The sequence below is a fragment of the Sphingomonas floccifaciens genome (genome assembly GCF_042681125.1).
Taxonomy (GTDB): domain Bacteria; phylum Pseudomonadota; class Alphaproteobacteria; order Sphingomonadales; family Sphingomonadaceae; genus Sphingomonas; species Sphingomonas floccifaciens.
This window is the reverse complement of the sequence record NZ_JBHUFC010000002.1, coordinates 578,200-592,437: the sequence shown is the minus strand read 5'-3', so window position 1 is coordinate 592,437 and position 14,238 is coordinate 578,200. Positions and strand designations below refer to the sequence as shown.

The following is a 14,238-nucleotide window of genomic DNA, read 5'->3' as shown; positions in this document are numbered from 1 at the left end:
CCGCGGACGTCAACCGTGATGTTGTATCATTTCACTAAGCTACCTTGCGCCTGAGCATCTCGACAGCAACTAATCCGGAAGCGACCGCCAAAAGCACCGCATCGATCGCCCAGACGCTGACAAGATCGAGCGGCGTCAGCGTGAAATGAACCACTGCGGTAACCGCGATCATAGCCGCGAGGGCCACTCGGAGCGCACGCGCATCGGCCAGAGCCGGCACGACCATGCCAGCCGCCGTCAGCATAGTCAGACCGATCCAGAAGGCCCCGACGATCGGCATCTCCGCCCCGCCCGCCGCGCGCAGCCAAAGCGTGGCGACGATCAGGACCGGCGTGCCCCAGACGACCATCGTCCAGAACCCCTCCAGCCGCGGGCTCGGCAAGCCACGCCGCCGACGTTTCTGCAGCCAGAGCGACATGCCGGTCGCGGTGACGACGCACAGCGCGAGTCCCATCACCAGCCAGGCGATCTGGACGATCAGCCCGCCGAACTTGCCGAAATGAAGATTGTAGAGCGACGCCGCGGCCTGTCGCCCGAGCGGGCCGTCGGACAGCCCGAGCCGGTCCTGATATCGGCCGGCGGCATCGAAGTGATAGGCCTCGCCATAGATCAGGCGACGCTCATGTTCGGCCAGCAACTGGATGTTCTGCCCGCGCGTCCCCGGATCGTGGATCGTAACATAGGTCGGGGTCGCCTCCGGATAGGCGGCGGCCATGTGGCGTAGCGGCCCGGCCACGTCGGGCAGCGGCGCAGGGCGCTTGTCGACCGGATGCTCCGCGCCGAAGATCGGCGCATAGGCGGCAAGCGTGTCGCCTCCATAGTAGCGCTTTCCAAGCAGATCGGCACCGACGCTCGACAAGCCGATGACCGCGCCCGTCACCGCCAGCGCGACGACGAACGGCAGCGTCCAGACGCCCAGGCGGTTGTGCCAATCGGCCTGTGCGAGTTGGCGGTTACCACGCGCGCGCAAGCGAAAGGCGTCGCGCAGTATCCGCGGGTGCGCGACAACCCCGGTGATCGCCAACGCCGCCAGCATCACGCCCAGCGCGCCGACCAGGATGATGCCGATCGTCGTCGGCAGGTGGAGGTAGGTGTGCAGGTTGATGAGGAACTCGGTCCAGGCATGCGCCTCCGCCCCGGCGTCGCGTCCGTCGCGGTCGACATAGATCGCGCCGTGATCGCTGGTCACGACGGTACGCGGCAGGTCGGCGGTCGGCATCTTCACGTACAGATGCGTGCTCGGACCTTTGCCGGCCTTCGCATCGATCGCCGCCTTGGTCGCGACGGCGGCCTGGACCGCATCTGGCGTCATGACCGGCGTCTCTGCGATGCTCGGCTGTTCCCAGCGTTGCCAGCGCTCGCCGATGACGACCAGCATCCCGGACAGCGCGATGAGATAGAGCAACCCGCCCGCCAGCAGCCCCAGCGCCGCATGCCCCCCGAGCGCGCGCTGGACCAGCGTCGCTTGCGGCACCGCGATCGGATCATGCTTCATAGCGGCCACCATAGCAGCAGTCCGGCCAGCGCACAGACCACGGGGGGAAGGATCATACGGGCCGGACCCGGCTGGATCATCTGGATGCTCGCCAGGATCGTCCAGGCGATCGGCGCGACGAAGAAGGCTAGTGCGGTCCGGTCGGCGGGTTGCCAGCCAAGACGCGCGGCGGCCCCCTCTGCCCCCATCGCGAACAGATAGGCCGCGCCCGCCCCGATCGGCACGACGAGGACGAACACGAGCAGACGTCGCCCGACGCCGAGCGCACGCTGCGGCAGCGTGACGCTGGCGGGCGCGCGCGGCGGCACCGATCGGGTTGGCGCCGTGCGGAGCCCCTCCCGCGCCAGCACCACCAGTGCTGCGATCATCATGGCCGTCGCCGCGATGGCGGCTCCCCATGCGCCATCGCGCATCATCAGGATCGTCGTGGCGATGGCGATGATCGCCCAACCAACCCACGCCAGCCCCCGCCGCCCGCCCCAACCGGCCCGCACGAGGACGATGCCGATGACGACGAGCAGCAGGGCCGCGGGCAGGCTCATCAGAACTTCAGCCCGAGCGTCACCGTGCCGGCTCGCGGAGCGCCATAGAAGCTCTGCGCCCAGAAGAGGCTGGTCAGATATTTCGCATTGGTGATGTTGCGGACGTTCGCCGTCACCGACACCGCGTCGCTGAAGTCGTATCGCGCCATCGCATCGACGGTCGCATAGGCGCCCTGCGTGGTGAAGATCGGCGCGCCGGCCGGCGTCGTGCTCTGCTGGTCGCGGGTGATGCGGCTCTGATATTGCAGCGCCGCACCCAGCTTCAGCGCCGGCAGCGCCTCGGGCGTCCACACCGCGTTCAGGCGGCCGGTGTTGCGCGGAACATAGGTCCGGACGGACGCGCCGGCCGGATTGCGGATGCGCAGCGCGGTATAGCCGCCGGTCAGTTGCAGGCCAGGAAGCACCTGCCCGCCGACGTCGAATTCGACGCCTTCCGACTTGGCATCGATCGTCGTGTAGAGTTGCTGGCCGGACACCGTATCGAACCGCAGGCTTTCGGCGGTATTGTTCTGGCGCGCGCGGAAAACGGACGCGCTGGCATTCAGTCGCCCGGCGAACCACTCGCCCTTCACCCCGGCCTCGATGTTATCGCCCTCGATCGGGTCGAGCGTCCGAAAGTTCGCATCGAGTTCGCGCTGCGGATTGAAGATCGTGGCGTAGCTGACATAGGCGTTGACCTGCTGGCTCAGCGCCAGCGTCGCACCGGCGAAGGGCAGCACGCGGGTCCGCTCGAAGCTGTTGGCAACCCCGTAGCTGACGCCGCGGGCGACCGCACGGGTCACGTTGCCACCGACCATGACCTTGAGCGCATCGGCCGGGTTCAGCCGGATCAGGCCATAGACGCTCTCACGCACATTCTTGGTATCGGCGCTGAGGGTGAACGGACCGAAGGACGGCTTGGGGAATTGCCCCTCGAAGGCGGTGTTCCCGGACAGCGAGATGCCGGTGCCCGCCGGATAGCTCGAATATTGCTTCAGCAGCGACACGCCGCGGTTCACGCCGAACACGACGTCATGCTTGCGCCCGAAGACGGTCAGCGGACCCGACAGATAGGCGTCGGTCGTCAGCTCGCGCGTCGGGCCGTTGAACGCACCGACATAGGAGAATAGCCCCAGGCCCGTCGTCCGATCGGGCGCCCCATAGACGTAGAACAGCTCTTCGTCCTCGTCGATCGCGCGGCGCATGACCGAGATTTTTCCGTTCCAGCCGTTGCCGAAGTCATGCGTGACATCGCCGAAGATCTGCTGATCGAGGACGTTCCAGCGCGTCCAATCGGCCGAGGTGCTGGTCGAGCGGGCGTAGTTCGTCGGGGAGCCATCGGTATAATAGAGCGGCAACGCGCCCCACAGGCCGCCGCGGGTCCGGTGGTCCTGCCGCTGGTAACCGACCGCGACCGTGGTGTTCGCGCCTAGGTCGGCCTCGGTGATGCCGTACAGGATCGAACGCTTGACCGAATAGCGATCGAGATAGCCGTCGCTGTCGAGATAGGCGCCGACCAGCCGCGCACGAACACGACCGTTCGCCGTCACCGGCACCGTCAGATCGCCATCGATGCGCTTCTGATCGAACGATCCGTAGAGTGCGCTCGCGCTGCCGGCAAACTGCGTGCCCGGACGCTTGCGGACGAAATTGATCGTCGCCGATGGGTTGCCAGTCGACGACAACAGCCCGTTCGCGCCGCGCAGCACTTCGACCCGGTCATAGGTCGCAGTATCAAGCGCGCCGCTCTGGACGTTGAAGGCGAACGGCAGGCCGATGCCGTCGAGCTGGAAGTTCGAAATCTCGAACCCGCGCGCAGAATAATAGCTGCGGTCCGTCTCCACCGCCTGGACGTTCACACCGGTCGTGGTCTGGAGCAGCGTATTGACGTCGGTCAGGCGGAAGTCGTCGATCTGGGTACGGGTGACGACGCTGATCGACTGCGGCGTGTCCTTCTGGCTGAGGCCGAGCCGCGTCGCGGTGCGGCTGGTCGCGGTCGCATAATCGCCCGTGCCTTCGCTCGCCTCGTCGCGCGTACCCGTGACGACGACATCACCCCGTGTCTGCGGGTCGGTGTCGTTCGTCACCGGATCAGTCACGGCGGTGGTGGCAAGCAGAAGGAAATCGCAGGGGTCATTTTGGTCTCGACTCAAGGTGTTGCGACCCCCTAGCCCCACAAATCTCCTAATGCAACCGCCTCGCAATAGCGCACGTCATGCGGTGGCTGACAGCAGACCCGGTCGGCCGGCAGCCGCGACTTCGCGCTCGGCCTGGGTAAAGCCGTAACCGGGCACGATCTCACCCGTGCGATCCGTGATCTCTGACCACCGACGCTGCGCCGCCTCTCCGGCATCGGCGCCACCACCGATCTGGACCCCTTCGGTCAGCGTGACATGCGCGGCGGCGAAATGCCCGGCGCCCGCGCACAGGATCGCGCGCGTCGGCGCGTCTTCGGCGACGAGCGGCAGCAGACCGGGACTGACGAGCGCCGGGTCGAGCATCCGCAGGCTCTCGTCGGACAGCACGCCATGCGTCATCTGCGTCGCCGCCGTTGGCGCGAGGCAGTTGACCCGGATGTTATATTTTTCGCCCTCGATCGCCAGCGTCTGGGCGAGGCCGACCAGCGCCATCTTGGCCGCGCCGTAATTGGCCTGCCCGAAATTGCCGTAGAGGCCCGACGAAGACGTCGTCATGACGATACGGCCATAGCGGCGCTCGCGCATCGCCTCCCACACCGCCTTCGAACAGATCGCGGCGCCCATCAGGTGGACGTCGACTACCTGGCGGAACTCGTCCATCGTCATCTTTGCGAAGCTCTTGTCGCGCAGAATGCCGGCGTTGTTGATGAGGATGTCGACCTGACCGAAGCGGCTCAGCGCCTGTTCGACCATCGCTGCGACGGCCGGCTCGTCGGTGACCGAACCGGCGGCGACGATCGCATCACCACCGGCGGCGGAAATCTCGGCGGCCACCGAGGCGGCGTTGTCGGCCGAAACATCGTTGATCACCAGACGTGCGCCCTGCCCGGCGAGATAAAGGGCATGGGCCCGGCCCAGCCCGCCGCCGGCTCCGGTTACGATCGCGACACGATTTGCGAGCTTCATAAGGAATCCTCTCTGAAAATTATCGCCAGACGCTACACTGGCAATTATTCGCTATCAAGAGAGTGAATGAATTGCCGCGATAGGGCGCTACCTCTTCGTCTCGCAGATTTGCAGGAAGCCGGCGGCCATGAACGACGCCATCCGGTCCTTCACCGCCACGAAATCGTCGGACTTGCACAGTCCGTGCGACAATTTGTCGATACGCCCCGTCCGCGCCAGCGTCAGCATCAGCGCGCCGGTGACGAAGTGATAGCCCCAGAAGATATCGGCCTCGGCGCAGTTCGGCAGCGCGCGCTTCAGCAGGTCGATCAGGCGCAGGACGACGGGATCGAAATGCTCGTCCATCAATTCCGCCCCCCATTCGGGCGTATTGGCGACCTGCGCGCCGAGTGCGGCGTAGTTCTTCCACCCCTCCCCGCCCTCGATATAAAGGTCGAGGTCGGTGTCGAGGAACGCGCGCAACGCGCCCTCCACGGTCGGCGTGTCACCGCACGCCGCCTCATAGGCGTCGAGCGCCTGCATCCGCCGTTCGCTGGTGACGACCGCGCGGCGGGAGAAGACGGCGTCGAACAGCGTCGTCTTGTCGGAGAAATAATAGTTGAGCAGCGTGTGGTGGACGCCGACCCGCTTGGCGACATCCTTCAGCGTGACGCCGTGCAGACCATGCTTGGAAAACAGATATTCGGCCGCATCGAGGATCTGCTCCATCGTCTCGGCGCGCTGTTCGGCCTTTTTCGACCGGCGGGGGGCTTTCACGGTGTCGGACACACCTATGTCTGTCGGATGCGCGACCACCGCCGTCAAGTCGTGCCGAATTCGGACCGCAGGCGCAGCTTGTCGATCTTGCCGGTCGGTGCGAGCGGCATCGCGTCGAGCCGCACGACCGTGTCGGGAATCCACCACGACGCGACGCGCCCCTTCAAGGCGCCGAGCAGGTCGGTATCGCTGACCCCGTCCTCGCGCATCTCGACCAGCAGGATCGGGCGCTCGCCCCATTTCATGTCGGGCCGCCCGATAACCGCGGCCAGCGACACCTGTGGCAGCGCGCCGACGACGGCTTCGATCTCGGCGGGGTTGATCCACTCGCCGCCCGATTTGATCAGATCCTTGGCGCGGCCGGTAATGGTGAGGTTCCCGGCCCGGTCGATCCGCGCGAGGTCGCCGGTCGTGAACCAGCCGTCGGCGGTGCAGGCGCTATCGGCCTGGCCGAAGTAGCGATCGACCACCGCCGCCCCGCGGACATGGAGATGCCCCTCGCCATCGCGCTGGTCGGGCAGCGGCGTGCCGTTCGCGTCGGTCAGCAACAAGTCGACGCCGATCGCGGGCTTGCCCGAATGCGCGGCGGAGCGATCCGGGTCGCCGAACCGTGCGACGGTGCCGGACGGCGACAATTCGGTCATCCCCCAGCTCGTCTGCACCTCGACGCCCAGCCGCGCCTCGATCCGCTCCATCAACGCCGGTGGCAAGGGCGCGCCGCCGACGATAATGCGCTTGAGCGATGGCAACTCGCCGCCGGTCGCATCGAGATGTTCGACGAGCCCGAGCCACACCGTCGGCACGCCGACCGCCACCGTCACGCTCTCGCTCGCGATCAGCTTGGCAAGACTCGCCCCATCGGTCTTCCGCCCCGGCAGGACCAATGTCGCCCCCGCTGCGGGCGCCGCGAAAGGGAGGCCCCAGGCATTGGCATGGAACATCGGCACGACCGCCAGCACCGTATCGGCCGCAGAGATCGCCATCGTATCGACCTGCAACAGCCGCAGCGTATGGAGGAAGCTCGACCGGTGGGTGTAGGTCACGCCCTTCGGTGCGCCGGTGGTTCCGGATGTGAAGCAGAGGCCGCACGGCGCGGTCTCCGGGACGTCGCCCCACACTGCGTCCCGCGACGCAGCCGCGATCAGCGGTTCGAGCGGCGTGCCTTCGTCGCCGTCGATCGTCAGAACATGCGCATTGGTCGGCGCCGCCTCCGCAACCGCACGCGCGAGGGGCAGCAGGTCGGCGCTGACGATCAGCACGCGCGCCTCCGACTGGCGGACCATCGCGGCCAGCTGGTCGGCGGTAAGGCGTGGATTGAGCGTGTGGCACACCGCGCCCATCCCCATCACGCCATACCACGCCTCGACATGCGCGGCGCTGTTCCAGGCAAGCGTCGCGACGCGGTCGCCGGTACGGACGCCCAGCCTGGCCAGCACCGACGACACGCCAAGCGCGCGGTCCCTCAGCGCGGCATAGCCGACCCGCGCGACCTCACCGCCCTCCCCCGCGGTTACAACCGCGACGTCGGGATGCCATTTCGCTGCGTGATCGAGGAAACGATCGAGCGTCAGCGGAAAATCCTGCATGCTGCCATCGATCATTTGCAGCCCGCCGACTTTACGAGGACCGGCGACAGGATGCCGGTATTCCAGTTCCACGGCTGGTCCCCCGCCGCCCGCCTGCGGCACACCGCCGCCTCGTGCAGCGCGAACATACCGGGCAGCAGCTTTTGCCGGGGCTCGGGCGCGACCGCGAACGCCATATAGTTGCCCGACGCTCCGTAGGGCTGCCAAACGGGCTGGCCGGCGGCGGCAGGCACGCCCGTTTTCACGAACGACGTCCAGTATCCTAGCATCGCCTGCGACATCCGCCGGTCCTTCAGCGTGTCGGGCACCTTCGGCCACAGCGCCGGCGTCTTGTCGGGCGTGCCGAAGACATAGGGAATTTCGGCGGCATGAAATGCGTGGAGCCCGGCGTCGTCGGACGCCGGATAGCCATGATCGAAGAAGTAGAAATACCCGCGCTGCCCGATCGCGGTCTGGCCGATCGCCAGCCGCTGCGCCGTCCAGCCGTAGAGCGCGTCACGCGTCGTCGCGAGCATCGACTCGCCCATGCTGGCGGCCGGATATTGGCGCAGGAAGGCGTCGGCGAGGTCGCCGTATCTGGCGCGGATCGTCGCCTCATAGGCCGCCGCGTTTGCCGGTGCGGGCGGGACCAGCATCCTCAGCGACCGTGTCTCCCCGGCGTTGAATCCGGCGATCAGCGGTACCGGCGCCTGCTCGCCGCGGTCCCATGTCTGGGCCAGCTGACGGGTCAGATACTTGCCGTCGACGGTGCCCCAAGGGCCGTAGCCCTTCGCGGCGGCCGTCATGGTCAGCTTCTCGGCATCCATCGCCCTCATCGCCGCGAGGTCCGCCACGCCGAGTGCGCCCTGTATGGCTGTGCCAGCGCTTTCCGCCGAGGGCATGCCATGGGCACTCGCCTTCAGTTCGGGTGTCGAGATCATATAGGCGCTCTGCGCGATCGCCTTGCCGAAGAGTCCGCGCGCCTGAGGACTGGCCATCAAATACATGACACTCAGACCACCGGCGGACTCGCCGGCGATTGTGACGTTCGCCGGATCGCCGCCGAACGCGGCGATGTTGCGCTTGACCCAGTGCAACGCCGCGATCTGGTCTCGCAGGCCGTAGTTGCCCGACACACCGTCCGGGCTCTCCGCGCTCAACGCCGGATGCGCGAGATAGCCGAGGATGCCGAGGCGATAGTTGATCGACACGACGACGACGCCCTGCGCCGCCATCTTCGCGCCGTCGTACATCGGCTCATGGCTGTAGCCCGACACCAGCGCGCCGCCGTGGATCCAGACGAGGACGGGCAGCGACTTCGCCTGCTTCGGCTTCCAGATGTTGAGCGTCAGGCAATCCTCGCTCATCGCCGCGGGAGGGTTGGTATAGATGCCCGCATTGGTCGGGCGTGGCTGGACGCAGGCCGGGCCGAAGCGCGTCGCTTTGCGCACACCGGTCCACTGCTCCAGCGCGACCGGGGGCTGCCAGCGCCCGGGCAGCTGGGCGTAAGGGATGCCGCGGAAGACGCTCAGGCCGTGCTCGGTCGTGCCCTCGACGGCCCCTGCGGGCGCGAAAACGGTCTGTGCGACAGCGGGAGCGGCGCTTGCGAGCAGCGCGGCGGTGATCAGGATTTTCATGCGCGAACCTCGCGGCCGAGCCGCCGTGCCAGTGTGACGAACAGACCGATGGCGATCAGGTAGAAGGGCGTGAGCGTATAAAGCGCCGACTGGAGGTAGAGCGTCGCGCCCTGCGCCTTGAACCAGTCGCTGGCGAAGCCGACCCAGGTCGGCCCGAGACCCAGGCCGATGAAGTTCATGACGAGCAGCAGCAGCGCCCCTGACAGCACCCGCTGGTCGGGCCGCACCTCTTCCTGCACCAGAGCGACCGAGGCGGAGAGGTAGAAATAGTTAAACACCATCACCACCGTCAGCAGCATCAACGCCAGCGGCCAGGTCGGCGCCCAGACGAAGGCGAGGTAGAATGGCATGGCGATGGCGAGCGACGCGGCCGGCGCGACGGCATATCCGGTGCGCGAGGTGCGCGTCATGCGATCAATGATTCGCCCCGACAGCATCATGCCCCCGGCCATGCCGACGACCAGGACGAGCGCGTACCAGACCGCCACTTCGCCCAGCACCATGCCTTTGTCGCGCATCAGGAACAGGACCGCGAAGTTGCCGAGGCCATAGGTGACGAACTGCGTCGCCCCGCTGCCGAGCGCCGCCAGCATCAATGTCGGATTCGAGAAGAACATGCGCAGCGTCGGCCAGAAGCGCGCCTTGTCCTCCAGCTGCACCGCATCGAAAGTGCCCCGCGCCGGCTCGCGCACCATCAGGCGAACGAGCAGCGCGGTGACGATGCCGATCACCCCGACGACGATGAACGGCATCCGCCAGCCGAACCGCTGTGCGATGGCCGCGCCAAAGGCGACGCCGGCCGCGGCGCCGATCGCCGGACCCATGTTGAAGATGCCGAACGCGGCCCCGCGCCTGCCCGGCGGATAGGTGTCGGTGATGATCGCGTAGGATGGCGGCACGCCACCCGCCTCGCCGAACCCGACCAGCATCCGCGCAACGACCAGTTGCGCATAATTGTTGGCCAGCCCGCACGCGACCGTCGCGCCGCTCCAGATCGCACAGGCCAGCGACAGCACCCCGACGCGATTTGTCTTGTCCGCCAGATATCCGACCGGGATCGCGATGAAGCAGTAGAACATCGCAAAATACAGGCCGCCGATCAGGCCGAGCTGTCCGTCGGTAATCTGAAGCGCATCCTGGATCGGCTTGGCGAGGATGCCGATCAGCTGCCGATCCAGGAAATTGAGGATGTAGACGAAGGTCAGCACCGCCAGCACGACGCCGGGGCGTCGGGCCGGGGCGATCGTGGCGGCGGCGCTTGCCACTGTCTTAGAGCCCGTAGCCGAGGCGCAGGCCGACCGTCCGCGGCCGCAGCGTGCCGGATCGGCTCGCTAGGAACGCCTCCGGGTGGATGTAGACCACCGAATGATCGTCGAACAGGTTCTCGACATAGGCTTGGGCGGAGACAGGTCCGCGCTTGATGCCGAAGCTGATGTTCGTGTTCACATATTCGTCGGTCTTGCCGAACGTCGCGATGCGGACGCCCGGACGGCCCGGCGTGTTCGGGAACGAGCTGTTGTACGACCCCACATATTGCGCGTTGATCGCCAGCGTGCCCTTGGTCGTGTCGCCCAGGTCGAACCCGATCGAAGTGAACAGCGCCCCCTGCAGACGCGGGGCCGACAGCCGGTGGCCAAGCACCGCGCCCGAAATGGCCGCTTCGGCGGCCGACAGGCGGGTGATCTTCGCATCGTTATACGCGGCGTTCAGGCCGATGAAGACGTCCTTGGCCGGGACGACGCCCATCTCCAGCTCCACGCCCTTGCTGCGCGCTGCGCCGATGTTGGTCGCGAACTGGACCGAATCCGACACGCGGTTGGCCTGCGCCTGAATGTTCGACCAGTCGATCAGATAGGCCGCGGCGTTGATCGTCACCAGGCCGTTCAGGAACTGCGTCTTGGTGCCGATCTCGTAGCTCTTGAGATCGTCCGACGACGCGCCGGCCGGGATGATGATGTCGTTCGGCGTGACGAGGCTGGGGCGGCCGGCGAACGCATTGACGATCGGCGCGCGGAAGCCGGTCGAGAAGGTCGCATAGGTCGTGATGTTGTCGGCGGGCTTAAACGACGCGCTCGCCTTCCACGACGGCTTCTTCGCCTCCGCCTTGATACCCGTAACAGCCGCGAACGGCGCCGTGGTGATAACGGCGTTGCGGACGCCGCCGAGCGCCAGCGCATAATAGTTGGACCCGCTGCCGATACCGCCCGCCTCGGTGAAGGCCTGCGCATCGAGACGACCGTAACGGACGCCGCCGGTCAGCCAGAAGCGCGGGCTGAAACGGTAGGTCAATTCGCCGAACCCGGCCAGTTCGTTCGAGTTCTGGTAGGTCATCTGGCGGATGTAATATTCGTCCGGCAGCCCGGTCAGATTACGCGCGCGCAGGAAGGCGATCGACGAGCGATAGTTGAAGTCGGTGTCGCGCCGGCGGTGAAGGTAGAAGCCACCGACCACGAAGTTGAGCGGGCCTGAGAAGTCCGACACGAACCGCGCTTCCTCCACGAACACCTTGTCGCGCGCGTCGGCGTCGAGCGCGAACGGGATCGCGAAGCCGAAGGTGTTCGCCAGGTCGACGTAGAAGCGCTGGTTGAAGTCGGAGAAGGTGCTGCTGCTGGTCAGCTTGCCTGCACCCAGGTCCCAGTCGATCGTCGCATTGAGGATCGTCTGTTCGCCTGTGAAGCGGTCCGGGCGATCCGAAATCCGCTTTTCACGGCCCAGCGACGGGCTGGTCAGCGATGAGTCTTTCGGGTCGCTGTTCTCGTAGGAAGCGAGCAGGCGGATCGAGAAACTGTCGGTCGGCTTGATCAGCGCGATGACGCGTCCGCCATAGTCGATCAGCGTATTGGAATTGTGGACGCCGGTCCCGACGTTGTCGAGATAGCCCTCTTCGTTGCGATAGAAGCCGACCGCGCGGACGGCGAACCTGTCATCGATGATCGGCACGTTGATCATCGCATTATAGCGCTGGCGGAAGCTGTCACTGCCGGTCAGCCCCAGGTCGACCAGCGCCGATCGATCGAAGTTGTTGAGGTCCGGACTCTTGGTCAGGATGCGCATCGCGCCCGACAGCGATCCTGAACCGAACAGCGTCCCCTGCGGTCCACGCAGAAACTCGACGCGTTCGACGTCGAACAGGTTCGGGTCGACGACCGTGGTGTTGCCAATGGTCGAGACGGGCAGTTCGTCGATATAGACCGCGACCGAGCTCTGCAGATTGGCATTGTAGCCGTTGGTCGCGATGCCGCGGGCGGTGAAGTTGTTGAAATTCTGGGTCGGGCGATTGAGGATCACGCCCGGCGTCTCGCGCGCGATGCCCTCGAAGCCGACGATGCCCTTCGTCGTCAGCTCTTCCTGCTGGAAGGCGGTGATGCTGAGCGGCACGTCCTGGATGCGTTCGGCGCGGCGGGTGGCCGTCACGATGACATCGTCGTTGCCCGGAGCATCGTCGGTCGACTCCTGGCCGATCAGCGGCGGCTTGGTCGATGTAGTCGGAGTGGCCGGGGTGACGACAGCCTGTGCCATGGCCGCGGTGGTGCCGAACAGGGTCGCAACGGCGCACGCCGATGCCAGGTACTTTGCCCGCATGATCTCTCTCCCACTTGCCCGCCGATTTCTTGATTCGGCTGTTGTCCGTTCAATCGCAGGCCGAAATTCACGTGTCAACATTCACTATCACGCGCGTGAATGAATGTCACAACCTAACTGGGTTATGAAAACCGGTTGCCTATCTGAAATCGGCGCACGTCGACTCCGATCGTTTCGGCGCAGGATTCCATCAAACTAGCGATGAGACGAAACAATGCTGCGCCGAGGTCGCAGAACGGTTTCTTAACCCTTTGATGCGATGTGGTTAACACCGTGAAAACCACCTTTTCAGTCCCCTCCAGGCAACGGCCACATCCCATGTTCACAGCATTAGGCTCCCTAATGCGGCGCGCACCCATGCTCGCCGCACTCGCTCTTGTCGCCTGTGGCGGCGATGGTTCCGGTTCGGGTTCCGGCGGCAGTGTCTCTGTCGTCGGATCGGCCAGCAACTCCACTGCGACCACCCCGTCGACCGGCACCACGACATCCGCACCCGCGACGACGAGCCCCGCGACAGCTACGTCCGGGACCGTCGCATCGCCGTCCCTCACCGGGTTGGAACCGGTGCGGTCGAACATCGATGTCTCGCGCTTTCTGACCGCGTCATGGGGAACGGGCGCAGTGCCGGGGAATGAAGCACCCGGCGTCGAAGGCGCCTTCCGCTTCATATGTGCGCCCTCGCACAACGCCTATGACGATCCGATCGTCTTCCCCGGACAGCCGGGAAAGTCGCATCTGCATACGTTCTTCGGCAACACAGGTACGGATGCGAATTCGACCTATACTTCGCTACGCACGACCGGCGAGAGCACCTGCAACAACCTGCTGAACCGGTCGGCCTATTGGGTACCGTCGATGATGCATCCATCGGGGCGGGTGGTGATGCCGAACTGGATCAGCATCTATTACAAGCGGGCACCGCAAGGGTCGCAATATTGCAGCGAGCCCTACGCAAAGGCATGCCTGCCTCTGCCGCGTGGTCTGCGCTACGTCTTCGGCTACAACATGAACGATCCGTCGAAGAGCAGCCCGGAACGCATGGGCTGGTTCAACTGCGACGGCGTCGGTGCGGTCAGCGGCCATTTCAAGAGCATCAAGGAAGCTGCAAAGGGGTGTCCGACCGGTGCGAAGATCGGCATGTTGCTGGTCGGCCCCAACTGCTGGAACGGGACCGAACTCGATACCCCGGATCACCGGTCGCACATGGCCTATCAATATTATGACGGAATTCATGGCGCTCCGGTCTGCCCGTCGACCCACCCCTATCTCCTGCCGTTCTTCGAGGCCGGTACGTGGTACACCAATGACGGTACTGCCGCGGATTGGAAGCTGTCGTCCGACATCGCGATGAACATGGAAGGCGGTGCCAGCGCGCACGCCGATTGGTTCGGCGCGTGGGAAGACGAGGTGCAGAGCCTCTGGACCGCCAATTGCATCGACAAGGCGCTCAGTTGCTCCGGTGGCGACCTTGGCAACGGCAAGCAGCTGGCGACTATTGCTGGCTATACTTTCCCGAACGCGATTTCGCTGGTCGGCATGCCGGTAAAATAAACCCCGATTTTGTTTAAAACGCGATGC

11 protein-coding genes are annotated in these 14,238 nt (G+C 65.6%); 1 reads left to right on the top strand and 10 read right to left on the bottom strand.

Annotation, left to right across the window (positions count from 1 at the left end; all coding sequences use genetic code 11):
- Positions 1-34: 34 nt before the first annotated feature.
- The 10 genes from ACFSC3_RS05675 to ACFSC3_RS05630 form a co-directional block, all read right to left on the bottom strand.
- On the bottom strand, positions 35-1,495 hold the full coding sequence (locus tag ACFSC3_RS05675; protein ID WP_380939428.1) for a PepSY-associated TM helix domain-containing protein: 1,461 nt from the start codon (positions 1,493-1,495) through the stop codon (positions 35-37).
- Positions 1,492-2,037, bottom strand: a complete 546-nt coding sequence (locus ACFSC3_RS05670) for a hypothetical protein (protein WP_380939427.1) — start codon at positions 2,035-2,037, stop codon at positions 1,492-1,494. The genes ACFSC3_RS05675 and ACFSC3_RS05670 overlap by 4 nt, the downstream gene beginning before the upstream one ends.
- The gene (locus ACFSC3_RS05665) at positions 2,037-4,103 is read right to left on the bottom strand and encodes a TonB-dependent siderophore receptor (RefSeq protein ID WP_380939426.1); all 2,067 of its coding nucleotides are present in this window, start codon (positions 4,101-4,103) and stop codon (positions 2,037-2,039) included. The genes ACFSC3_RS05670 and ACFSC3_RS05665 overlap by 1 nt, the downstream gene beginning before the upstream one ends.
- Positions 4,104-4,229: 126 nt before the next feature.
- A complete protein-coding gene (locus tag ACFSC3_RS05660; protein WP_380939425.1) occupies positions 4,230-5,120 on the bottom strand; it encodes an SDR family NAD(P)-dependent oxidoreductase in 891 nt (296 codons plus the stop codon).
- An 87-nt stretch (positions 5,121-5,207) separates the two neighbouring features.
- Positions 5,208-5,888, bottom strand: coding sequence for a TetR/AcrR family transcriptional regulator (locus ACFSC3_RS05655; protein ID WP_380939424.1), 681 nt, complete (start codon positions 5,886-5,888; stop codon positions 5,208-5,210).
- 32 nt (positions 5,889-5,920) lie between these two features.
- Positions 5,921-7,477 carry an AMP-binding protein gene (locus ACFSC3_RS05650; RefSeq protein ID WP_380939423.1) on the bottom strand — a complete coding sequence of 519 codons (1,557 nt, stop codon included), beginning with the start codon at positions 7,475-7,477 and terminating at the stop codon, positions 5,921-5,923.
- Entirely contained in the window at positions 7,474-9,078 is a 1,605-nt protein-coding gene (locus ACFSC3_RS05645; RefSeq protein ID WP_380939422.1) for a carboxylesterase/lipase family protein, read from the bottom strand. Before ACFSC3_RS05645 ends, ACFSC3_RS05650 begins: the two co-directional genes overlap by 4 nt.
- Positions 9,075-10,343, bottom strand: coding sequence for a spinster family MFS transporter (locus ACFSC3_RS05640; RefSeq protein WP_380939421.1), 1,269 nt, complete (start codon positions 10,341-10,343; stop codon positions 9,075-9,077). Before ACFSC3_RS05640 ends, ACFSC3_RS05645 begins: the two co-directional genes overlap by 4 nt.
- A 4-nt stretch (positions 10,344-10,347) precedes the next feature.
- A complete protein-coding gene (locus ACFSC3_RS05635) occupies positions 10,348-12,660 on the bottom strand; it encodes a TonB-dependent receptor (RefSeq protein ID WP_380939420.1) in 2,313 nt (770 codons plus the stop codon).
- 122 nt (positions 12,661-12,782) lie between these two features.
- Positions 12,783-13,238, bottom strand: coding sequence for a hypothetical protein (locus ACFSC3_RS05630; protein WP_380939419.1), 456 nt, complete (start codon positions 13,236-13,238; stop codon positions 12,783-12,785).
- A 43-nt stretch (positions 13,239-13,281) separates the two neighbouring features.
- On the opposite strand from ACFSC3_RS05630, the gene ACFSC3_RS05625 reads away from it, so the two are divergent.
- Positions 13,282-14,211, top strand: a complete 930-nt coding sequence (locus ACFSC3_RS05625; protein ID WP_380939418.1) for a DUF1996 domain-containing protein — start codon at positions 13,282-13,284, stop codon at positions 14,209-14,211.
- The last annotated feature ends 27 nt before the right edge of the window (positions 14,212-14,238 follow it).

Excerpts from the sequence above, each read along its gene's own strand:
- ACFSC3_RS05675 (WP_380939428.1), bottom strand. The coding sequence starts at position 1,495 with ATGAAGCATGATCCGATCGCGGTGCCGCAAGCGACGCTGGTCCAGCGC.
- ACFSC3_RS05670 (WP_380939427.1), bottom strand. The coding sequence starts at position 2,037 with ATGAGCCTGCCCGCGGCCCTGCTGCTCGTCGTCATCGGCATCGTCCTC.
- ACFSC3_RS05660 (WP_380939425.1), bottom strand. The coding sequence starts at position 5,120 with ATGAAGCTCGCAAATCGTGTCGCGATCGTAACCGGAGCCGGCGGCGGG.
- ACFSC3_RS05650 (WP_380939423.1), bottom strand. The coding sequence starts at position 7,477 with ATGATCGATGGCAGCATGCAGGATTTTCCGCTGACGCTCGATCGTTTC.
- ACFSC3_RS05645 (WP_380939422.1), bottom strand. The coding sequence starts at position 9,078 with ATGAAAATCCTGATCACCGCCGCGCTGCTCGCAAGCGCCGCTCCCGCT.
- ACFSC3_RS05635 (WP_380939420.1), bottom strand. The coding sequence starts at position 12,660 with ATGCGGGCAAAGTACCTGGCATCGGCGTGCGCCGTTGCGACCCTGTTC.
- ACFSC3_RS05630 (WP_380939419.1), bottom strand. The coding sequence starts at position 13,238 with ATGTTCGACCGCACCGGTTCCAACCCGGTGAGGGACGGCGATGCGACG.